The sequence below is a fragment of the Mesorhizobium sp. B1-1-8 genome (genome assembly GCF_006442795.2).
GTDB lineage: Bacteria > Pseudomonadota > Alphaproteobacteria > Rhizobiales > Rhizobiaceae > Mesorhizobium.
In genome coordinates this window covers 4890313-4912733 of record NZ_CP083956.1, presented here as the reverse complement: position 1 = coordinate 4912733, position 22421 = coordinate 4890313, and the positions used below count along the sequence as shown (strand labels likewise).

The window sequence follows — 22421 nt, the reverse complement described above, 5'->3', positions numbered from 1 at the left end:
TGCACGGCTCTTAGTTGAAACATGCAGGCGGCCGAAGCGCGGCGTGCTGAGCGAGCGGCATCGCCGCTCGCCTTTTTTGACGAACTACTTCTCCGACGCGGTCGCCGGCGCTGTATAGCGGCGGCGCACGGCGTCGAGCACCAGTTTGCGGCTTTCCTCCGCCGACAGCGACTTGTTCTTCTCCGCCGCGGCCGTTTCCTGCGCAAGGTCCTTGTCTCTGATCTGACGGCGGAACCACTTGGAATAATCACCGGCGTGCAGGTGGTATTCCCAGGTCTTGTCATCGATGCCTTCCGCCATCTGGGCGAAGATGATCAAATTGTGTGCCCTGAGGTTCATCGCCTTCTTCGGCCCGGTGAAATAGAAGCTGCCGGCCTCGTCGAGCTCGCCTTCGGCATATTTGCGGCTGTGCCGCCGTAGCGACTGGCCGGGCTCGATCGCCTTGACCGTGAACGGCTTGCCATCGTGTGGCCGCCAGAACAGCACGCGGTCGCTCCTTGGCGAAGGGATGCTCTTCGGCGCCTGCAATCCGGTTTCCCTGCAGAATGTCCTGATGACGCTCTTCGCCTGCGGGCCGAGCGCAATCACCGCCGTCACCAGTCGCAAGGCGTCGGTCGAGACCGCTTCCGGATGCACGGTGATCAGAACCGTGCCGGGCTGTTCCACAGCAAGCACCGCGCTCGCCTCGCGCCGCTTGGGCAGCAGATGGTGCGCCTCGTCGATGATCAGCCAATGCGGTCTGGCCGTGCGGTAGCGGACATTGCCAAGTCCCGGCAGCAGTTCGGCGAAGAAATCGGGCCGCTCGTCGACTTTCAGCGCCAGCCCGTTGACGACGACGTTAGTCTCCGGCTTCTCGATCAATTCCAGCAATTGCTGCTTGCCCGGCGCGTTTTCGCCGTCGCCAAGCAGCACCGCGCCCTGCAGGCCGTCATAGTCACCTTCCGGATCGAAAATGCAGAACTGCAATCTCTTTTCGACCAGCCGCTCGGTTAAAGCCGTCGCCAGCGTCGATTTGCCGATGCCCGAGCTGCCGGCGATCAGCACGGTTTCGACAAAGGACAAATAGACTTCCTTGCCGCGGGCAGTGCCAAGCAGGACGCCCCGCGAGCGCTTGCGCACCAGGAGATGGTCGAGCTTGATCAGCTTGCCGATCAGTTCCTCGACGCCCTTGCCGCGCGCGCCTTTGGTAACGAGGTCGGCGGTCTCCTTCACCGCCGGCAAGGCATTGTCGACGGCGACGCTGCAGCCCGAGGCCCTGAGGAAGGCGTGGTCGTTTTCGGCATCGCCGACGCCAACCACGTTGTGCGGCGACAGTTTGAGATCTGCGAGCGCGGCGGCCAGCCCCGTCGCCTTGTTGATGCCTGAGGGCAGGATCATCACCGCGCCCTTGTTGAAAATGATCTCCAGCTCCAGCCCGAGCTTCTTGATAACATCGAGCACGGTCGCCTGGTGCGGCTCCCAGGTGGCGACGATCGAGCGCCCGACCGAAAGCGGCTTCACGCCGCGTTTCTTCAACCGGTCGACGAGGTCGGCGGAAGGGGAGGGCGAGATCGTACGCTCTTCCTCGCTGGCCGGTGTGTAGACCAGCGCGCCGTTTTCGGCGACGACCTTGTCGAACAGGCCGATCTCGGGGAATACCTCCTTGAGATCGGTCAGTTCGCGGCCGGTGACCAGAATGAGCTTGCGCCCGGATTTCTTGAGCTTTTCCAAGGCCGACAGGGTAGTTTTCGTGACGCTGCCGTCATGTGCCAGCGTGCCGTCATAGTCGGTGGCCAATGCCATGAAATACATCGGGTTGAACCTCTCGGCTGGCGTCGCTTATTCCCGTTGGAACGAACAACGCCTGTCGACGGAAAAGGTTTATCCGAATTGCCGCAGGTCGATCGACGCTCCACGCCGCCGGCGCCGGGCGGATGGCGTCCTGCAACGAAGGCGTCATCGAAGCGATGAAGAGCTGCACTAAATGTGAAACCGGGTCGCTGCCTGGTCCTGACCGGGCCACAATAGCGGCGGGCAACAGAGGGCGCTCCACGCTCCCTCATTCGTATTTTGGAGACAAACATGGCCGCGACAAAAGAGCTTGTGCATACCGAGGGTGATTCCAACATGACGGCGGCGCGCGCCCGATGGGACGCCGGGCAGGACGATCCGCGCATCCGCGGCCTGCTCGATCGCGACGCCGCGGCGTTCATGCATCAGAGCCTGTCCAGCCCCTGTCTCTCAACGATCACCAAGGCTGAAGGCATCTGGATCGAGGACACGGCCGGCCGCCGCTTCATGGATTTCCATGGCAACAGCGTGCATCATCTCGGCTATGGTCATCCAAGGCTGGTGGCCGCGATCAAGAGGCAGCTCGATGAGTTGTGCTTTGCGCCGCGCCGCTTCGCCTGTGAGCCCGCCGTCGAGCTGGCCGAGAAGCTGGCCGAACTGGCGCCCGGCGATCTCGGCAAGGTGCTGTTCACCACCGGCGGTTCGGACGCTATCGAGGTGGCGCTGAAGATCGCGCGTGCCGCAACCGGCCGCTTCAAGACGCTGTCGTTCTGGGATGCCTTTCACGGCGCCGGCTTCGGCGCCGCCAGCGTCGGCGGCGAAGCGACCTTCCGCTCCCACATCGCCGGCCCGATGATGACCGGCACCGAGCATGTGGCGCCCTGGGATGGCTATCGCTGCCCCTATGGCCACGCCTCCCTGGAGGCGTCGGGGCTGGCTTGCGCCAACATGATTGCCTACGTGCTCGGCCGCGAGCAGGACGTGGCGGCGGTCGTCGCCGAGCCGATGCGGGCGACGCCCAATCCGCCGCCGCCCGGTTTCTGGAAGCTGGTGCGGGAAGCCTGCGACCGCCATGGCACGCTGCTGATCTTCGACGAGATCCCGACCGGGCTTGGCAAGACCGGAAAATTCTTCGCCCACGAGCATGATGGCGTGACGCCCGACATCGTCGTTCTCGGCAAGTCGCTCGGCGGCGGCATCCTGCCGATTGCCGCCGTCATTGCGCGCCGCGACCTCGACGTCGCCGGCGGCTTCGCCATCGGTCACTACACCCACGAAAAGAATCCGGTGACGACCCGCGCGGCGCTGACGACGATCGACATCATCCTGGAGGAAGGGCTGGTCGAGCGCGCGGCCGAGCTCGGCCTGCACATGCAGGCGCGCATGCAGGATCTCATGGCGCGCTCGCCTCAAGTCGGCGACGTCAGGGGCAGGGGGCTGATGGTGGGCGTCGAACTCGTCGAGGACCGCGCCACGCGCCAGCCCGCGCGGGATCTAGCTGAGCGGGTATTTTATTCGTGCCTCGAGCAAGGGCTCAGCTTCAAGGTCAGCCAGGGCAACGTGCTGACCTTGTCGCCGCCGCTGGTCATTTCGAAAGACGACCTCGACCGTGCGCTCGACATTGTCGAGGGCGCGGTGCTGGCGGCGTGACCCGGAAAGCCGTGCTAAACGTTGAGCCGCGCGTGCTGGCCGTGCAGTGCTACCCGTTTCCGGGACGGTTGCTCGCGTGGCAAGCGACGGCGGCGCTTGCATATTGCGGCCTCTTCAGGTTCGAACTGTTCGCGGGCTATTTGACGACCAACAAGGCGAGCACCATGACGCCAGATCTGACATCAGGCCAGAAAGCTGAGATACCTGCCCGAGCCTATTATGGCAGCTTCTCGGACCCGGAGGCTATGGCGCAGGCGATCGGCGGTACCAAATCCTGGTCCGGCGGTCCCCATCCGCTCGGGCCGGCAGGCAGGAACTTTCATGCGACGATGGCGCGCGCCGCTTTCGACCAACTCAATATCGGCATCGGCCGCTTCGCCGAGGCGGTTTCTCAATCTGGTGTGACAGCAAATTTGCACACCTTCATGTTCGCCACCGAACCCGGCACTGTCCGCCGCGTTTCGGGCAGGAAACTCTTCGGCCAACAGATCATTCACTTGCGACCGAACGAACGGACCGTCACGAGTTCTCCGCCGGGCCAGGCCTGGGCCTCCGGCCTCATCGCGGTGTCCTTCGACCTGCTCGCCACGCACGCGCCGAAATTAACAGGCGTCGACCATGGCGTTCCGCTGAACGATGACCGGATGTTCCAGGTGCCCAAGGAGCCCATGGCATGGCTTGTAGGGCTGACGAACGACATGGCACGCACGATCAGGGAGACGCCGCAGATTATCGAGGCGCCGCAAACGGCCAAGGCGCTTTCGGGCGCCATCCTGGATACCCTTGTCGCCTGCCTCACCCATAGCCGGGTGAGGCCTGACCGCGCCGCTCTCGGCCGCCACCGCCAGATCGTCGCTCGCTTCGAGCGCGCGGTGGAAGAGCACCCCGACGAGATGCTGTCGCTGGGCGACATCTGTGCAGCGGTCGGTGTAGCACAGCGAACCCTCAACCTCGCTTGCCAGGAATTCCTTGGAGAGGGCGCGGTACAGTATGCCCGCAATCGCCGGCTCGACCGGGTGCGCGAAAGGCTGTCGGCGTCAGATCCGGCCACGACCCTGGTGACCAGTGTGGCCATGCAGTACGGCTTCTGGGAATTAGGCCGCTTCGCCCAAGCCTATCGCCTTCGTTTCGGTGAGCGTCCTTCCGAAACCTTGCGTCGAAACGCGCACTAAATCTTTCGCCAGGATCCCAGTCCGTTCATGCCGGAATTGCATAGTGCTGCGCGCGCCGCGCGTGGCAAGTGACCAGCCTCCACCGTTGAAGCTCCGGCAAGGTAATGCTGATGGTCAGCGCTGTCTTTTGCGGGAAGCTAAGACAGCGCCACGCCACCAGAATCAAAGGGGATCAAAATGGCCCTCCGCATCAACGACATCGCACCGGATTTTACCGCGGACAGCACAGATGGCCCGATCGCTTTCCACGAGTGGATCGGCGACGGCTGGGCGGTTCTTTTCTCGCATCCCAAGGATTTCACCCCGATCTGCACGACCGAGCTCGGCACGATGGCCGGCCTCAAGGCCGAGTTTGACGAGCGCAACGCCAAGATCATCGGCATCTCGGTCGATCCGGTGGAGAACCACAACAAGTGGAAGGGCGACATCCGCCAGGCGACCGGCCACGCGGTCAACTATCCGATGATCGGCGACCGGGAGCTCAAGGTCGCCAAGCTCTACGACATGCTGCCTGCCTCTGCCGGCGAGACATCGGAAGGGCGCACGCCCGCCGACAATCAGACCGTGCGTTCGGTGTTCGTCATCGGCCCCGACAAGAAGATCAAGCTGATACTCACCTATCCGATGACGACCGGCCGCAACTTCCGGGAAATCCTGCGCGCCATCGATTCCATCCAGCTCACCGCCAAATTTCCGGTTGCGACTCCCGCCGACTGGGAGCCGGGCGACGACGTGGTGATCGCCGGCTCGGTCTCGGACGAGGACGCCGTCAAACGCTTTGGCGCCTTCGAGGCCATTCTTCCCTATCTGCGCAAGACCAAGCAGCCGGCGGCCTGAAGCGATGCGGGTTTGATATTTCAATCGTAGATCCCGCGAGACGGGTGGCGGTAGGTGGGGCCAGTGCAGCAGCAGTTTGAACAAGCGCGGACGAAGACGCCGTTGCATCGGCATGCCCGGCTGGTACGCAGTTCGGCCCCGATCGCGGCGCTGGCGCTCGCGTTGGGCATTGCAGCGCCGATGGCGCAGGCGCAGCAGATCACCCAAGGCGGCGGTAATACCACGGGCGGCATCGCCGGCGGCGGCGGTGGCCGTGGTAGCGGTGCAGGCGGTTCCGCAGCAACCACCCCAGGCGGATCGGCTGAGGCCGGTACTGCCGGCAGCGACAATAGCGGCACGGGCGGCGCCGGCGGTGCGCCGGGAACACCGAACGATCTTACCGCCGGCGGCGGTGGAGGGGGCGGCGGCGCCTCCGATTCGCCCACTGCGCCCGGTAATGGCGCCAATGGCGGCGCGGGCGGCAGCGGCACGCTTTCCGCCGTCACCGGCCCGGTTTCCTTCGATAGCGCCATTGCCGGATCCTCGGGCAGTGCCGGGAGCGGCGGGACCGGCGCCAATGCCGGTAGCGGCGGTGGCGGCGGCGGTGGTGGTGGCCTGGTGCTGACGGGGACGGGTGTCCAAGCCACTGTGAGCAATAATGTGACTGGCGGCGCCGGCGGCAACAGCGGCGGCGGCACCGGCGGCGATGGGGGCATCGGCGGCGGCGGCGGCGCTGGGCTGGTGCTGCTCAATGGCGGCACGGTGACGGTCGCCGGCGGTGCGGCCAGCACCATTGCCGGTGGCGGTGGCGGCGGCGGCGGCGCAGGCGGCGCTGGCGTGTTTCTTTACCAGGGTGGCGCGCTGGACCTTCAAGCCGGCACCGTCATGGGTGGGGACGGCGGCACCCGCGGCGGCGGCATCGCTGGTAGCGCCGGCGCCGGCGTGCTCAGCAATCTCGGCACCATCGGCAATCAGGGCACGATCGCCGGCGGGGCGGGAGGCCGCGGATTCGGGGGCGCCTCCGGCGGCGATGGCGGCGCGGGCGTGGTCGCCTGGGGTGGCAGCATTGTGAACGCCGCGACCGGCGTCATCACCGGCGGCAAGGGTGGGGATAATAGAACCAGTCTCTTCGGTAGTACTGCGGGTGACGGCGGCGCGGGCGTCCAGTTCCAGAATGGCCAGGCGGGCAGCCTGTTCAACGCGGGGATGATCCAGGGCGGGGCCCGCGGCGAGAGTCCCGAGGTGCCTGCGCTTGGCCACGCCGGCGTGGGCGTCGTCGGCGCGGCGAGCGGCGGCATCTCCATCGTCAATGCCGGGACGATCACTGGCGGAACGGGCATCACAAACCTCGGCCCCGCGGTGATGGCCAACGCCATCTCGCTGTTCGGCAGCAACAATCGCCTGGAATTGCGCTTGGGCTCGACTATCACCGGCAATGTCGTGGCGTCGGGCGGCGCCAACAACGCGCTGGCGCTCGGCGGCGCGAGCGATGCCACGTTCAACGTGTCGCAGATCGGCGCCACGCAGCAATATCGCGGCTTCGACATTTTCGAGAAGACGGGCTCAAGCGCGTGGACGCTGACCGGGGCCGGAAATCAGGACTGGTCGGTCGTGGACGGGGTGCTGAAGGGCGATACCAACAGCCTTGCCGGAAATGTGACCTTCGCCAGCGGCGCGGGCAGCCGCGGCGTCGTCTTCGATCAGGCCGTTGACGGGGTCTCTGCCGGCACGATTTCCGGCGATGGCGCGCTGAGCAAAGCCGGCACGGGCATGGTGACGCTGACGGGGACCAACACCTATACCGGCGGCACGACGATCACGGGAGGCGTGCTGCAACTCGGCAACGGCGGCACGACAGGCTCGATCATCGGCGACGTCGCCAACAACGGCACGCTCTCCTTCAACCGCTCCGACGCCTACACCTTCGCCGGCCAGATTTCCGGCAACGGCCAGATACGGCAGGCGGGCGGCGGCACGACGACGTTGAGCGGGAACAGCGCCGGCTTCACCGGCGCGACCGAGGTGGGCGCCGGCAACCTAAGCGTCAATGGCACGCTCGGCGGCGCCATCTCCGTCATGTCGGGCGGCACGCTCGGCGGCAACGGCGTCGTCGGCTCCACCACCGTCAATGGCGGCACGCTGTCGCCGGGCAATTCCATCGGCCTGTTGACCGTCAACGGCAGCCTCACGTTGACGGCGGCATCGAGCTATCTGGTGGAGGTCTCGCCGGCCAATGCCGACCGCGTCAACGTCACGGGCAAAGCCACGCTCGGCGGCGCCACGGTGAATGCGAGCTTCGCGCCCGGCAGCTACGTGGCGAAGCAGTACACCATTCTCCATGCGGACGACGGTGTGAACGGCACGTTTGCAGGTCCGGCCAACAGCGACCTGCCGTCCAACTTCACCTCGACGCTTAGCTACGACGGCAACAATGCCTTTCTCAACCTCGCCTTGGCTTTCCATCTGCCGACGGGTCTCAACGACAACCAGCAGAACGTCGCCGATGCGTTGATCAACTTCTTCGACCGCACCGGCGGTATTCCGCTGGCGTTCGGATCGCTGACGCCGGCCGGGCTGACGCAGGCATCCGGCGAAGCCGCGACGGGATCGCAACAGACCACGTTTGACGCCATGAACCTGTTTATAGGCGTGCTGACCGATCCGTTCGTGGCCGGGCGCGGCGATCCCGGCGCGTCGTCAGGTGGTGCTGCGGGCTATGCGGCCGACGACAATGATGCGCTCGCCTATGCCGGCGGCCGCGAACGTTCGAGCGCGGAGCGCGAGGCCTATGCGGCCGTCCATCCCAAATCGCAGGTCTATGAGCCGCGCTGGAGCGTGTGGGCCGCGGGCTTCGGCGGCTCGCAAACCACCGACGGCAATGGTGCGCTCGGCTCCAACACCGCCACCAGCCGGATCGCAGGTGCTGCGACCGGCGCCGACTACTGGTTCTCGCCATACACAGTGGCCGGCTTTGCGCTCGCCGGCGGCGGCACCAACTTCTCGGTGGCGAATGGCGGCACCGGCCGCTCCGACCTGTTCCAGGCCGGCGCCTTTGTGCACCACAATATTGGCCCGGCCTATATCACCGGTGCGCTGGCTTATGGCTGGCAGGATATCACCACCGACCGCAGCATTGGCGCCGACCATTTGCAGGCGCGCTTCAACGCCAATGCCTACTCCGGACGCGTCGAAGGCGGCTATCGCGTCGTCGCGCCGTGGACCGGCGGCATCGGCCTCGCGCCTTATGCCGCGGGTCAGGTCACCACCTTCGATCTACCGGCCTATGCCGAGCAGGCGATCGCCGGCGGCAACACCTTCGCGCTAGGCTATGCGTCGAAGAGCGTCACCGCCACCCGCAGCGAACTCGGCCTGCGCGCCGACAAGTCGTTCGCGCTCAATGATGCGACCCTCACCCTGCGCGGACGCGCGGCGTGGGCGCACAATTTCGATCCAGACCGCAGCATCTCGGCCACCTTCCAGGCGCTGCCCGGAGCAAGCTTCGTGGTCAATGGCGCGGCGCAGGCGCGCGACGCCGCGCTGACCACGGCGTCGGCCGAAGTGAAGTTCGCCAATGGTCTCGCATTCGCCGCCACCTTCGAAGGCGAATTCTCCGGTGTCACCGCCAGCTACGCCGGCAAGGGCACCTTGCGCTACGCGTGGTGAGATAGAACAGGGTGGGTTGATCTTACGGCTCGCCGAGCCAGCGAGGTATTTCGTGCACTTCGCCTATGGCCAGCCCGCTTTAAAGTTGGGCATGATCCAGGTGCTTGTGGGGTGTTCCATTTTGGGGATGATCTACGGGGTTTTCTTGGCTGGGTCGATTTAGGCTGCCAGACCGCGGATTTAGTCCTGCGCTGGTCCGACCGGGCTGGCCAGGAGACCGCGAGCAAACTCATGATAAAGCGCGACGATGACCTCGTGCTGTTTCCAGATCATCAGCGCGCCGCTCACGGCCATCAGTGCTACAACGGCCGTGCGGAACTGGCGGCCGCTCATCCGCTCGAGCCACGGCTTCGCCGCAACCGTAGAGAGCGCCGCGCCAAGACCGGTCGCCAGACCGAAGGCAAGGGCGTGACCGCTGAACACCCCAAGGCCCGTGAACACCGCGATCTTGACCACGTCGGTCGCGAAGGAGGTCACCGCCTTCGTCGCCACCAACGTCTCCTTGCTGGAGCCATAGTTCAGGTAAAGCGAGTTCAGTACGGGGCCGACCGTGCCCATCAGCGCCGACAGCAGGGATACGAACAGCCCGGCGGGCAGGAACCACCAGAGCCGCGCTCGATAGCTGCGCTTGCGCGCGCCGCCCCGAAACTCCCAAACCGCACCTATCAGATAGAGCCCAATGAGGATTTGCAGCCACTCGGCGCGCGCGCTGGCGAACAGCCAGGCGCCCGCTGCCGCGCCGGCGATAGCTCCGGGCAAGTACCAGCGCGCGATGCTCCAGTCGACGTCGCGACGAAACGCCAGGATCCGCACCGGATTTCCCATGAGTTCGGTAAGCGTGATCACCGGAGCGACGGCGGCACTGCCGGTAAGGAACGTGACCGCCGGGATCAGCAGCAGACCACCGCCGCCCGCCGACAGCGTGTTAAGAGTCCAGGCCAGAAAGCCTGCGCCGCAGAGCAGTCCCAGTTGTAGCCAATCCATCGGACAGCAAACGCGCCTCGCGCTCGACCGTTCCGGTCGATGCGTGCGCATGACAGCTGCAGCCCGGGCGGTGTAGTCCCAATAAAGATTCCACGGCGGCGCTCGGTCCTCTGAGTGCCGCCTCGGGTGCCCGGAAGGCTGTCAGCGGGCGTTGGCCGATGGCGCCGTCTTGCCCTGAGTGGCCGACGGCATGGTCCTGAGTGAGGCACCCGTCTGCGTGTCGGTGGCCGGCACGGTGTGCTCGGCGCCCGACAGCGGACTACCCTGGCCCGGCACAGCATCGGCTGTCGGCGCGCTGTTGTTTGTGCCGTTCAGGAAGGGTTGGCTTGAGGTCGTCAAGCCGCCTGCCGATGTGGCGCTGAAGAGGTGATCGGCTGCCGACGCAGGGCCGGCGAGCAGCGAAAACGCAGCAAAGAGGGTAAGCATTCGCATGTCGGGTTCTCCAATGATTGCAAGGAATTCAATGCCCTGCCCGATGCGCGACCTTAAATTGCTCAGAAATCACAGCGACTGAGCGGCCGTCCCTTAGATATCTTCAACGCCGCGTTCCATCGCCGAGTTCCCGAAAAATCGCAGACGAAGAACGCCATTCCCGCCAACGAGGCGGCAAGCCGAGAAGCCGCCGTTTGGCTCTGCTCAGACGCCTTAAGCTATGTTTGGCCAGATGTTGATTGTCGACGGGGCATGACCATTGGCGGCTTCGCGCACTGATCCCTCGGATGGGAGCGCCGCGAAGTTCGCTCCGCGTTTAGGCGTTTGATTTGCTGGGGAAAAAAGTGGCAGATGCGGCGACGGAAGAAGCCCACGGAGCCAAATTATCAACAGAGTCCAGTTTGGCTGGGGCGCCAGGATTCGAACCTGGGAATGTCGGTACCAAAAACCGATGCCTTACCACTTGGCGACGCCCCAGCAGGCGGGGCGTGCCCCACTGCGCGCGGCCTTATAGGACGAGGCGCGGCAAAGCTCAATGCTATGACGGCGACGAACTGATCCACGGGTCAGAATGTCGCTTGGGCGCACGCCTTCGCGAAATGATTTTCACGCACCCCAGACCGCCAGCTCGTTGCCGGCCGGATCGGTGAAATGGAACCGCCTGCCGCCGGGGAACGAAAAGATCGGCTTGACGATGGCGCCGCCGGCATTTTCCACCGCGTCCAGCGTTTCCTCGAGGTTTTCGGAATAAAGCACCGGCAGCGGTCTGGCCGGCGCTTCGCCTGCGTCGGCCTGGAAGCCGCCGTCGAGCCCTTCGGCAAAGGCCGAATAGGTCGGTCCGTAATCGGTGAACGACCAGGAAAACGCCGCGCTGTAGAAGGCCTTCACGCTGTCCAGCGTGCCGCCGGTCGCCGGCAATTCCAGATAGTCCAGCTTTCCGCCGAGTTTCATCACGCCACTCCTGAAGTGTTCCCTTTATGTTCTATATCGTGGCACGCGATCCGGCAAGTCTTTTTGACGCAGCTTTTGCTTAATCGATTGTAGCAGCACGGCTTTCTTTGCCGATACCTTGCCTTTCGCACTGCAGCATCATATCGCTCGGATCGGGAAGGCGGGGAACCGGGCCTTGGTCCGGGTGTTGTCCATCTTCCAAGGACTTGGAGGGCGAGCATGACCAAGTGGGTTTACACCTTCGGCGATGGCGCCGCCGAAGGCCGTGCCGGCGACCGCAACCTTCTCGGCGGCAAGGGCGCCAATCTTGCCGAGATGTGCAGCCTCGGCCTGCCAGTCCCGCCGGGCTTCACCATCACCACCGACGTCTGCAACGCCTATTACGCCGATGGCCGTACCTATCCGGCGGCGCTGGAAGCCGACGTCCTGTCGGCGCTCGACCACATCGGCAAGCTCACCGGCCGCCGCTTCGGCGATCCGGCGAAGCTGCTGCTGGTTTCGGTCCGCTCCGGGGCCCGCGCGTCGATGCCGGGCATGATGGATACCGTGCTCAATCTCGGCCTCAACGATGAGACGGTCGAAGCGCTGGCCGCCGATTCCGGCGATGCCCGCTTCGCCTATGACAGCTACCGCCGCTTCATCCAGATGTATTCCGACGTGGTCATGGGCCTAGACCACGAGGTGTTCGAGGAAATCCTCGAGGACCAGAAGGCGAGCCTCGGCCATGAGCTCGACACCGAGCTTTCGGCCATCGAATGGCAGGGCGTGATCGCGCTCTACAAGGCCAAGGTCGAGGAAGAACTCGGCAAGCCGTTCCCGCAGGATCCGCACGAACAGCTTTGGGGCGCGATCGGCGCGGTGTTCTCGAGCTGGATGAACAACCGCGCCATCACCTACCGGCGCCTCCACGGCATCCCGGAAAGCTGGGGCACGGCGGTCAACGTCCAGGCCATGGTGTTCGGCAATATGGGCAACACATCCGCCACCGGTGTCGCCTTCACCCGCAACCCCTCGACCGGCGAAAGGCAGCTCTACGGCGAATTCCTGGTCAATGCCCAGGGCGAGGACGTGGTCGCCGGCATCCGCACGCCGCAGAATATCACCGAGGCGGCGCGTATCGCCGCCGGCTCCGACAAGCCGTCGCTGCAGAAGCTGATGCCGGACGCCTTCCAGGTTTTCGTCGACATTTCCGACCGGCTGGAAAAGCACTACCGCGACATGCAGGATCTCGAATTCACCATAGAGCGCGGCAAATTGTGGATGCTGCAGACCCGTTCCGGCAAGCGCACCGCCAAGGCGGCGCTGAAGATCGCCGTCGAGATGGCCAAGGATGGACTGATCACGAAAGAAGAGGCGGTCGCCCGCATCGATCCCGCCTCGCTCGACCAACTCCTGCACCCGACCATCGATCCGAAGGCGGAGCGCAATGTGATCGGCGTCGGCCTGCCGGCCTCGCCGGGCGCCGCCACCGGCGAGATCGTCTTTTCCTCCGGCGATGCCGAGGACGCCAAGGCGCAAGGCCGCAAGGCGATCCTGGTGCGCATCGAGACCAGTCCCGAGGACATTCACGGCATGCATGCCGCCGAGGGTATCCTTACCACGCGCGGCGGCATGACCAGCCATGCCGCCGTGGTGGCGCGCGGCATGGGCAAGCCCTGCGTCTCGGGCGCCGGCTCGCTGCGCGTCGACTACAAGGCCGGCACGCTGATCTCGATGGGCCAGACCTTCCGCAAGGGCGACATCATCACCATCGACGGCGGCAACGGCCAGGTGCTGAAGGGCGCGGTCGCCATGCTGCAGCCCGAACTGTCGGGCGACTTCGCCGCCATCATGGAATGGGCAGACGCCGCGCGTCGCATGAAGGTGCGCACCAACGCCGAAACGCCGCTCGACGCGCGCATGGCCCGTTCCTTCGGCGCCGAAGGCATCGGCCTTTGCCGCACGGAGCATATGTTCTTCGACGGCGCCCGCATCGTCGCCATGCGCGAGATGATCCTGGCCGACACCGAGAAGGACCGTCGCGCAGCGCTCGCCAAGCTGCTGCCGATGCAGCGTTCGGACTTCCTCGAACTGTTCGAGATCATGGCCGGCCTGCCGGTGACGATCCGCCTGCTTGATCCGCCTTTGCACGAATTCCTGCCCAAGACCGAAGCCGAACTCGCCGAGGTCGCCACGGCCATGAACGTTTCGGCCGACAAGCTCAGGCAGCGCACCGAGGCGCTGCACGAATTCAATCCGATGCTCGGCCATCGCGGCTGCCGGCTGGCCGTGTCCTATCCGGAGATCGCCGAGATGCAGGCGCGCGCCATCTTCGAGGCGGCCGTCGAGGCCGGCCGCAAGGCCGGCGCGCTTGTCGTGCCGGAAATCATGGTGCCGCTGGTCGGCCTGGCGAAGGAGCTGGAATACGTAAAGGCGCGCATCGACGCGGTGGCGCAAAGCGTCATGCAGGAGACCGGCACCAAGATCGACTATCTCACCGGCACGATGATCGAATTGCCGCGCGCGGCGATTCGCGCCCATGTCATCGCAGAGGCGGCCGAATTCTTCTCTTTCGGCACCAACGACCTCACCCAGACGACGTTCGGCATCTCGCGCGACGATGCGGCGTCCTTCCTCGAAACCTACCGGCAAAAAGGCATCATCGAGCAGGATCCATTCGTGTCGCTCGACGTCGACGGTGTCGGCGAGCTGGTGCGGATCGCGGCCGACAAGGGCAAGGCGACGCGGCCGGACATCAAGCTCGGCATCTGCGGTGAGCATGGCGGCGACCCGGCATCGATCCGCTTTTGCGAGGAGGTCGGCCTCGACTATGTGTCATGTTCGCCCTATCGCGTTCCGATCGCCAGGCTTGCCGCCGCCCAGGCTGCCGTAGAGGCGGCCAAGGAGGCGGCAAAGCGCGCCTGAGCGGGCGCGCGCCGTCGCCTTGCGGTTTGCCGCTTTTCGGTTTTGCGACCTTACGATTTTGTATGGAAACTCACACGAACGTGCGTGTGACGGCCCTGAATCTCGACATCGTTTCCAATTAATTTCCGGCCCCCGAACCCCCGGTGCAAGAACAGATGTTGCAGATTTCCCCCACGGTTTTGCGGTCGATCCTGGTCCTGCAGACCAAGTTCGTCGGCGACATCGTGCTCGCGTCAGCGTTGGCGAAGAACCTGCAACTCGCATATCCCGACGCCAGGATCGTCTTTCTGTGCGAGGCCGGCTTCGCCGGCTTCCTCACCGTGCACGGCATTGCTTCAGAAGCCGTCACCTTCCGGCGTGCACATATGCGCGGCACGCCGCTGCAGCGCGGGCGGGAGCTTTTCCGCACGGTGCGCACATTGCGGCAATATCGTTTTGATATGATCATCGACATTACCGACTCGAAGACCTCGCGGCTCATTTCCGGCTTCGTCAATGCCCCGATCCGGGTCGGCTACCATCCGACCGAGCGACCGTTGCGCTGGCATGAGCGCCAGCCGGCGAATGTCCGCATGAGGCCGTTCGCTTATGGAGAACCGCACTATCTCTACCGCTATCTTTCGCCGCTGGAGGCGCTTGGTGTAGACCTTCGGGTGAAGGTACCCTCAATCCAGCCGCTGCCGCTGGAAACCACGCAGGCCCTCGCCTTGCTGGACAGGTCCGGTCTACGGCCAAACGCCTTCATGGCGGTGCATGCCGGAGCAAGCTTTCCGGGGCGCCGCTGGCAGCCCGAGCGCTTCGCCGCCGCGATCGACAGGATATCGAACGAAACCGGTCTGGGCGTAGCTCTGGTCGGTGGCCTTGGCGAGGCCGAGGCGACCGAGCAAATCATGGCCGCGGTCAGGGAGCCAGTTGTCAACCTGGTCGGGGCGCTGTCGCTAGAAACGTTGCTTGCGCTGCTCAAGGAGGCACGGCTGTTCCTCGGCAACGAGAGCGGCCCGATGCACATGGCGGCGGCAACCGGCACGCCGGTGGTCGGCCTGTTCGGCCTCACCGACCCGGTCCACTGGGCGCCGGTCGGTGTGCCCGGCATTTCGCTGCGGCCCTCCATGCCGTGCGACTGCATAGGTGGCGACCTGTGCCGTCGGACCGATCCGAGCAAGGCATGCTGCGTCTGGCGCCTCGAAGTCGACCCGGTTGTCGATGCCGTGCGCGAGCTTCTTTCGCGCACCGAGGCGCCTCTGGAGCATGCAGTCTGACAATGCGGGCGAACTCTGCGCCGCCGTTGGTCGCGCGCCTGAGCGCTATGGCCCACGCAGATACAGTCTTGTATAGAAGGTCCCGTGAACGTGCGCGTGGCGGTTCTGAATGTCGACATCGTCTCAACCCGGTTTCGTGGGCTCCGATCCGTCCGGTGACCAGAGACAAGTGTCGCAGATTCCCCCTGGTTCCTTTCGCTCGATCCTGATCCTGCAGACGAAGTTCATCGGCGACATCGTCCTGGCGTCCGTGCTGGCGAAGAACCTGCAGCTCGCATATCCGGACGCCAGGATCGTCTTTCTATGCGAGGCCCGCGTCGCAAGCTTCCTGACCGCGAACGGCATCGCCTCCGAGACGGTCACTTTCCGGCGTGCCAGCGCGCGCGGCACTATACTGCAGCGCGGCCAGGAGCTTGTCCGGACGATACACGCGTTGCGGCGGTACCGGTTTGATATGACCATCGATATTACCGACTCGAAAACCTCCCGGTTTGTTTCCGGGCTGGTCAACGCGCCGGTCCGGCTCGGCTACAGCCAGCCCGAAAGGCCGCTGCGCTGGTACGAACGCCAGCCCGCCAATGTCCGCATGAGGCCGATCGCGTATGGAGAACGGCATTTTCTCTACCGCTACCTTTCGCCGCTGGAGGCGCTCGGTGTGGATTTGCGGGTGAAGGCACCCTCGATCCAGCCGCTGCCGCTGGAAACCACGCAGGCGTTGGCCTTGCTGGACAAGTTCGGTCTGCGGCCAAACGCCTTTGTGGCTGTGCATGCCGGAGCAAGCTTTCCCGGGCGTCGCTGGCAGCCCGAGCGCTTCGCCGCGGCGATCGACAGGATCGCCAACGAGACCGGTCTCTCCGTCGCGCTGGTCGGCGGTCCCGGCGAGACCGAGGCGACCGCGCAAATCAAGGCCGCGGTCAAGACGCCGATCGTGGATCTGGTCGGGGCGCTATCGCTCGAAACGTTGCTGGCGCTGCTCAAGGAGGCACGGCTGTTCCTCGGCAACGAGAGCGGCCCGATGCACATGGCGGCGGCGGCCGGCACGCCGGTGGTCGGCCTGTTCGGGCTGACCAACCCGATCCGCTGGGCGCCGGTCGGTGTGCCCAGCATCTCGCTGCAGCCCTCCATGCCGTGCAGCTGCGTAGGTGGCGACCTGTGCCGCCGGACCGATCCGAGCAAGGCATGCTGCGTCTGGCGCCTCGAAGTGGATCCTGTCGTCGACGCGGTGCGGGAGCTGCTGTCGCGGACGGAGATGGCCCTTGGGCATGGGGTCTGATATTTGCGGGCAGGATTCCGCACTCCCCTCATGACGCGTCCCGATTTTGGCCTTGATGCCGGTCATGTTGGCGCGATCATCCTGCGGTAGGAAGTTTGACCCGACGGACTGGAACAAGGAATGCGCGTGCTGCGAAAATATCTTTGCGCGATTGTGCTGTCGGCCTCGGTCGTCTCGGGCAATGCCGCGACGCTGGTCGAGCCGACGCTGCATTTGAAACCGCAGGGCGGCGGCGGCCGCGTCGCGCTGACACTCGATGCCTGTGGCGGACAGACCGATAGACGCATTCTGTCAGCACTTGTCGACAACGGCATCCCCGCTACCATCTTCGTCACCGGCATCTGGCTGAAGCGCAATCCGGCCGCCGTCGAGATCATGCGGGCGCATCCCGACCTGTTCGAGCTGGAAAACCATGGCGGCCGCCACATTCCGGCGGTCGACACACCACAAAAGATATATGGCATCCGCAGCGCCGGCAGCCCTGACGCCGTGCTGGCCGAAGTCGAATCCGGCGCCGCCGCGCTCGCCGGGGCCGGCGGCCCGGCGCCGAAATGGTTTCGCGGCGCGACCGCGGAATACAGCCCGTCGGCGATCGCCATGATCCGCAAGCTGGGCTTCAAGATCGCCGGCTTCTCGGTCAACGGCGACGGCGGCTCACTGCTGGGGGCAAAGGAGACCGCCCGTCGCATCGCCGCCGCCAAGGACGGCGACGTCATCATCGCTCACATCAACCAGCCGACCCATGCGGCGGGCGAGGGTGTCGTCCAAGGTCTGCTCGCCCTGAAGCAGAAGGGCATGACCTTCGTTCGCCTCGACGATGCAGAGGATGTCGGCAACGACGGCACCACGGATTAGACCGGCCCGTGGCGCGACCGCAGTCGGGGATTCAGGTCAGGCTTAGCCGAGAACAGCTTCGAACTCCGTGAGCACAGGAGCCGGCAGTTCGCAGGCCGTCATCACCTGAATATCGGCACACTCAGTCCGGCGTGGCTTCGACCGTTACCTTGCTCGTGTAGAACGCGCCGTGATTACGAATCTCCGTCATCTCGTCGAAGGGCTGCTCATAGGCCCACATGGCATTCTTGCCGCCTTCGCCGGCCGGCACGATGCTCCAGTAGCTGGCATCGCCCTTGTAGGGGCAATGCGTCGAGTGCTCGGTGCCGGCGAGCTTGCTGAAATCGATGTCGTCGAAGGGAATGTAGAAAACCGGTGAATAAGGCGGCTCCGTCAGGAGCCTGGCCCGGGTCGACTTGGCGATAACCATTTCGCCGGCGCGCACCGTGACGCTGCCGCGATAGGGTTCGACTGTTATCACCTTGTCGGGATTGCGCTGAAAGCCGGGGGAGGGGTTGGCGAGCTTGTCCATGAAAGTCTCCTTGTCCGACATAAGTTGTGTCGGCCAAAGGCCAAGCGCAACCCGGCACCTCGCGGCACCGGATCACGGTTGGTTGAACTGTCGCGATCGTTCAGGCGGCCGCTTTGAACGCGTCCATCAGGCCGGCATAGGCGGCGGCGATGCCCGCAACCGGATTGGTGCTCCGCGCCGCGGTCTCGACCTTCAGCGCGCCGCCCGCGGTTGGCAGCGTCAAGAGCAGGAACTGGCGATTCCCGCCGTCGCCGATGCAGGCAGCGGCGACATGTTGGCCTTCGCCGCCGTTCTCGACGCACATCTTGAACAGCAGCGTTCCGCCGACAGCATCCAGCGCACCGCCGACGACTTCGGCAAATTCATCATCGGAAACGGTTTTGGCGTCCGGCGCCAGATCGGCCAGACTTTCGGCAAGCGTGCTTTCGAGGATTTGGTCGTCGAGCTGCGCGTCCATGCGAACCTCTTTCATTCGCCAATCGCTCCCAGCCCGTTAATGAAGCTTAACGCCGACGATGGCCGGATTATGGCGGTTCTTCCCGGCATTTCGGCTGTGGACAGCCTTGGACTTATAGCGGCTGGACAATCCCCCCGTTCGTCCCACAATGGCGCAAAACAATGACGCTGAAGCGCAACGGGAGGAACCGCGATGCTCGGACTGATGCAGGAATGGCCGCTGCTCTGCCACAAGCTCATCGACAACGCCGAACGGCAGCATGGCGGGCGCGAGATCGTGTCGCGTTCGATCGAGGGGCCGATCGTGCGCACCACCTATGCCGACATCCATGGCCGCGCGCTCAGGGTCGCGCAACGGCTTGAGCGGGACGGCTTCGGGCTTGGCGACCGCATCGCCACGCTCGCCTGGAACACCGCCCGCCACATCGAGGCCTGGTACGGCATCATGGGCATCGGCGCGATCTACCACACGCTCAATCCGCGCCTCTTTCCCGAACAGATCGCCTGGATCATGAACAATGCCGAGGACAGGGCGGTCTTCGTCGACCTGACCTTCGTGCCGCTGCTTGAAAACATCGCCGGCGCGGTCAGGTCGCTGCGACAGGTGATCGTGCTGACCGACGCGGCGCACATGCCGCAGACGTCGTTGCCGAACGCCGTCGCTTATGAGGAATGGCTGGCCGAAGCCGACGGCGCCTTCGCCTGGAAGGTCTTCGATGAGAATACCGCCGCCGGCATGTGCTACACCTCCGGCACGACGGGCGATCCGAAGGGTGTCGTCTACAGCCATCGCTCCAACGTTCTTCACGCCATGATCGCCGCCATGCCGGACGCCATGGGCATATCCGCGCGCGACGTCATCCTGCCGGTGGTGCCGATGTTTCATGCCAATGCCTGGGGTCTCGGCCAGAGCGCGCCGATGATCGGCGCCAAGCTGGTAATGCCTGGCTGCAAGATGGATGGCGCCTCGATCTACGAGCTGCTCGACACCGAAAAGGTGACGTTCAGCGCCGCCGTGCCGACGGTCTGGATGATGCTGCTGCAATATCTGGAGGAGACCGGCAAGAAATTGCCTTGCCTGAAGAAGGTCGTCATCGGCGGCTCGTCCTGCCCGCGCGCCATCACCAAAAAATTCCAGGACAATTACGATGTGCAGGTCGTGCATGCCTGGGGCATGACCGAGATGTCGCCGCTCGGCACGCTGTGCACGATCAAGCCGGACCATGAAGGGCTGACCGGCGAGGCCAGGCTCGATGTCCAGGCCAAGCAGGGCTATCCGCCCTTCGGCGTCGAGATGAAGGTGACGGACGATGACAACAATGCGCTGCCATGGGACGGCAGGACCTTCGGGCATCTCAAGGTGCGCGGTCCGGCAGTCGCCCGCGCCTATTATGGCGGTGTCGGCGCGGACCAGTTCGACGCGGACGGCTGGTTCGACACCGGCGACGTCGCGCATATAGACGCCACGGGCTACATGCAGATCACCGATCGCGCCAAGGATGTCATCAAATCCGGTGGCGAATGGATATCGACCATCGACCTCGAGAACCTTGCCGTCGGCCATCCCGATGTCGCGGAGGCCGCGGCCATCGGCGTTCCGCATTCCAAATGGGGCGAGCGGCCTCTGCTGGTCGTCGTGCGCAAGCCCGGCAGTGACCCGAGCAGGACCGACATCCTCGCCTTCATGAGCGGCAAGGTGGCCAAGTGGTGGATGCCCGACGACATCGCTTTCGTCGGCGAAATTCCTCACACCGCCACCGGCAAGATTCAGAAGATCGCCTTGCGCCAGCAGTTCAGCGACTATCGGCTGCCGACGGATTGAGGGGAATGTTCGATCTTTCGGCTTCAAGCCCGGGCAAAAAGCCTTTAAGTGTCTGCTCGGGCTGGGGTAGTGCGGCGGACGATGATTAGCATTCCTGAACGGCAGACGTCGAAGGCGGCCGGCTGGTCGCGACGGACCGGAGCGTTCTCGCTTGTCCTTTTGCTGACCGTGCTTGCCGGCTATCGTCTCGATCTCGTCGACACGCCGCCCTTCCTGTGGGTGCTCGCGGTCGTCGCGCTGCTTGCTGCATTTGCCCTGTTGCTGGCCGGGCTTGCCCTGGCCAGAATATGGAGTTTTGGCGACCGCGGCGGCCGCGACCTCAGTGTCGGCGCGCTGCTGGCGGTTCTCGTGCTCGCGCCGTACGGCGTCGCGGTCTATTGGGCGACGATCTATCCGCCGCTGCGCGATATCTCGACCGACCTGGACGACCCGCCGGTGCTCGACACCAGCGACCGGACGAGCGACATGAGCGCGCTGTCGCCACCGACGCCAGGCGAGCAGAGCCTGCAGGCGGATGCCTACCCGCTGGTCACCGGCCGCAGCTACAATCTGCCTTTCGAGACGGTTGTCGACGCGGTCGAAACCGTGCTCGACCGGCGGGACTGGCAGTTGAGCGCGCCCTATCCGGACATCAGCGGGCAAAGCCAGGCGACCATAACCGCCGTGGCCAAGGGCTTTGCGCTAGGCCTGCCGGCCGATATCGCCATCCGCATCACCGACAATGGCGACGCGGTCGTCGTCGACATGCGTTCGGCCTCGCGCTATGGCCGCTACGATCTTGGCGACAACGCTGCCCGCATCACGGACTTCCTCGGCGAGCTCGATCAGGAGGTCGCCGGTCAGGTCGGCGCGGCGCCGGCCGACTAAGCAGGTTCCGCAAAGTGTCTCACGGTTTTGCGATAAGAACCTGCGGCAAACAAAGGAATCTAAGCAGGCATTCGTCGGATAACCCATGAATGCCTGCTTAGCGCTATCCAGGCATGAAGATGCTGTCGATCGCAGGCTCGCCTTCGGTCGCAACCAAGCCGCGGGCCACCAGATCCTCGAGATGGGCAAGCACCGACAGGCCGGCGGCGGCATGCAGGCGCGGGTCGGTATCGCGATAGATCGCCGCCACCATCTGCTTGATCGTGCGGTCGCCGCCGGCGATGCGCTCCAGGATCGCCCTTTCGCGCATCTTGCGATGGTCTATGAGCCCGCGCATGAAACTGCGCGGCGCTGTCACCGGCCCGCCATGCCCCGGCAAGAGCAGGCGGTCGTCGCGCTCGATCAGCCTGTCGAGCGATTTCATGTAGTCGGCCATGGCGCCGTCCGGCGGCGCCACGATCGAGGTGGCCCAGGCCATGACATGGTCGGCCGAAAACAGGATGCCGGTGCCTTCGAGCGCGAAGGCCGCGTGGTTGGCGGTATGACCGGGCGTCAGCACGGCGCGGACCGTCCAGCCGTCGCCTTGCGTAAGGGCACTGTCGGCAAGCGCGACATCGGGAACGAAGCCGATATCGGCGCTGGCATCGAGCGGATTGACCTCGCCGATGCGCAACGGCCGTGCCGGACGATGCGGGCCTTCGGCAAGCACCGTGGCGCCCGTTCGCAGCTTCAGCCTGGCCGCGAGCGGCGAATGATCGCGATGGGTGTGGCTGACGAAAATGTGGCTGACGGCCCTGTCGCCGATCGCGGCGAGCAGTGTCTCGAGATGGGCATCGTCATCCGGCCCGGGATCGATCACCGCCAGCGTCTTTCGACCGACGAGATAGCTGTTGGTGCCGTGAAAGGTGAACGGGCCCGGGTTTCTGGCGGTGATGCGCTGCACGTCCGGCGCAACGGTAACCGCCTGGCCATAAGCAGGATCGAAGCGTATGTCGAATTCAAGCGCCATGCCGGGGCTCCATCGCCATGCGGCAAA

At 64.8% G+C, this 22421-nt stretch carries 17 protein-coding genes and 1 tRNA gene; 10 read left to right on the top strand and 8 right to left on the bottom strand.

Features of this window, described 5'->3' with window-relative positions; all coding sequences use genetic code 11:
• Positions 1–84 precede the first annotated feature (84 nt).
• Complete coding sequence (locus FJ974_RS24195; RefSeq protein ID WP_140532515.1) at positions 85–1791, bottom strand: HAD family hydrolase; 1707 nt, start codon at positions 1789–1791, stop codon at positions 85–87.
• Positions 1792–2061: 270 nt separating this feature from the next.
• On the opposite strand from FJ974_RS24195, the gene FJ974_RS24190 reads away from it, so the two are divergent.
• The 4 genes from FJ974_RS24190 (at position 2062) to FJ974_RS24175 (ending at position 9071) form a co-directional block, all read left to right on the top strand.
• Positions 2062–3420, top strand: a complete 1359-nt coding sequence (locus tag FJ974_RS24190) for an aspartate aminotransferase family protein (RefSeq protein ID WP_140532517.1) — start codon at positions 2062–2064, stop codon at positions 3418–3420.
• Positions 3417–4592 (top strand): AraC family transcriptional regulator, encoded by a 1176-nt coding sequence (locus tag FJ974_RS24185; RefSeq protein ID WP_140532519.1) that lies wholly within the window; start codon positions 3417–3419, stop codon positions 4590–4592. Before FJ974_RS24190 ends, FJ974_RS24185 begins: the two co-directional genes overlap by 4 nt.
• Positions 4593–4769: 177 nt before the next feature.
• Positions 4770–5429, top strand: coding sequence for a peroxiredoxin (locus FJ974_RS24180; protein WP_140532521.1), 660 nt, complete (start codon positions 4770–4772; stop codon positions 5427–5429).
• A 102-nt stretch (positions 5430–5531) separates the two neighbouring features.
• Complete coding sequence (locus FJ974_RS24175; protein ID WP_226891376.1) at positions 5532–9071, top strand: autotransporter domain-containing protein; 3540 nt, start codon at positions 5532–5534, stop codon at positions 9069–9071.
• A 180-nt stretch (positions 9072–9251) separates the two neighbouring features.
• Here FJ974_RS24175 and FJ974_RS24170 read toward each other — a convergent pair whose 3' ends face one another.
• The 4 genes from FJ974_RS24170 to FJ974_RS24155 all read right to left on the bottom strand — a co-directional run bounded on the left by FJ974_RS24170 (position 9252) and on the right by FJ974_RS24155 (position 11438).
• Entirely contained in the window at positions 9252–10055 is an 804-nt protein-coding gene (locus tag FJ974_RS24170; RefSeq protein WP_181177069.1) for a sulfite exporter TauE/SafE family protein, read from the bottom strand.
• A gap of 141 nt (positions 10056–10196) precedes the next feature.
• Positions 10197–10487: a hypothetical protein gene (locus FJ974_RS24165; RefSeq protein WP_140532525.1), complete on the bottom strand. Its 291-nt coding sequence runs from the start codon at positions 10485–10487 to the stop codon at positions 10197–10199.
• A gap of 402 nt (positions 10488–10889) precedes the next feature.
• Positions 10890–10964: transfer RNA gene (locus FJ974_RS24160), tRNA-Gln, on the bottom strand.
• Between the two features lie 129 nt (positions 10965–11093).
• Positions 11094–11438: a VOC family protein gene (locus FJ974_RS24155; protein ID WP_140532527.1), complete on the bottom strand. Its 345-nt coding sequence runs from the start codon at positions 11436–11438 to the stop codon at positions 11094–11096.
• A 219-nt stretch (positions 11439–11657) separates the two neighbouring features.
• Here FJ974_RS24155 and ppdK point away from each other — a divergent pair, with 219 nt between their 5' ends.
• The 4 genes from ppdK to FJ974_RS24135 all read left to right on the top strand — a co-directional run bounded on the left by ppdK (position 11658) and on the right by FJ974_RS24135 (position 17729).
• Positions 11658–14342, top strand: coding sequence for a pyruvate, phosphate dikinase (ppdK, locus tag FJ974_RS24150; protein WP_140532529.1), 2685 nt, complete (start codon positions 11658–11660; stop codon positions 14340–14342).
• A gap of 155 nt (positions 14343–14497) precedes the next feature.
• Positions 14498–15601, top strand: a complete 1104-nt coding sequence (locus tag FJ974_RS24145) for a glycosyltransferase family 9 protein (protein ID WP_140532531.1) — start codon at positions 14498–14500, stop codon at positions 15599–15601.
• A 169-nt stretch (positions 15602–15770) separates the two neighbouring features.
• Complete coding sequence (locus FJ974_RS24140; protein WP_181177070.1) at positions 15771–16874, top strand: glycosyltransferase family 9 protein; 1104 nt, start codon at positions 15771–15773, stop codon at positions 16872–16874.
• Positions 16875–16994: 120 nt separating this feature from the next.
• Positions 16995–17729, top strand: coding sequence for a polysaccharide deacetylase family protein (locus tag FJ974_RS24135; protein ID WP_140532535.1), 735 nt, complete (start codon positions 16995–16997; stop codon positions 17727–17729).
• A 121-nt stretch (positions 17730–17850) separates the two neighbouring features.
• On the opposite strand, the gene FJ974_RS24130 is transcribed toward FJ974_RS24135, so the two are convergent.
• Together FJ974_RS24130 and FJ974_RS24125 are read right to left on the bottom strand one after the other, a co-directional pair.
• Complete coding sequence (locus tag FJ974_RS24130) at positions 17851–18240, bottom strand: DUF427 domain-containing protein (protein WP_140532537.1); 390 nt, start codon at positions 18238–18240, stop codon at positions 17851–17853.
• A gap of 100 nt (positions 18241–18340) precedes the next feature.
• Complete coding sequence (locus FJ974_RS24125) at positions 18341–18697, bottom strand: hypothetical protein (protein WP_140532741.1); 357 nt, start codon at positions 18695–18697, stop codon at positions 18341–18343.
• A 192-nt stretch (positions 18698–18889) separates the two neighbouring features.
• Here FJ974_RS24125 and FJ974_RS24120 point away from each other — a divergent pair, with 192 nt between their 5' ends.
• A complete protein-coding gene (locus FJ974_RS24120; RefSeq protein ID WP_140532539.1) occupies positions 18890–20518 on the top strand; it encodes a fatty-acid--CoA ligase in 1629 nt (542 codons plus the stop codon).
• Between the two features lie 81 nt (positions 20519–20599).
• Positions 20600–21385 carry a DUF1499 domain-containing protein gene (locus tag FJ974_RS24115; RefSeq protein WP_140532541.1) on the top strand — a complete coding sequence of 262 codons (786 nt, stop codon included), beginning with the start codon at positions 20600–20602 and terminating at the stop codon, positions 21383–21385.
• A 103-nt stretch (positions 21386–21488) separates the two neighbouring features.
• Here FJ974_RS24115 and FJ974_RS24110 read toward each other — a convergent pair whose 3' ends face one another.
• Positions 21489–22394 carry an MBL fold metallo-hydrolase gene (locus FJ974_RS24110; protein WP_140532543.1) on the bottom strand — a complete coding sequence of 302 codons (906 nt, stop codon included), beginning with the start codon at positions 22392–22394 and terminating at the stop codon, positions 21489–21491.
• Positions 22395–22421 lie beyond the last annotated feature (27 nt).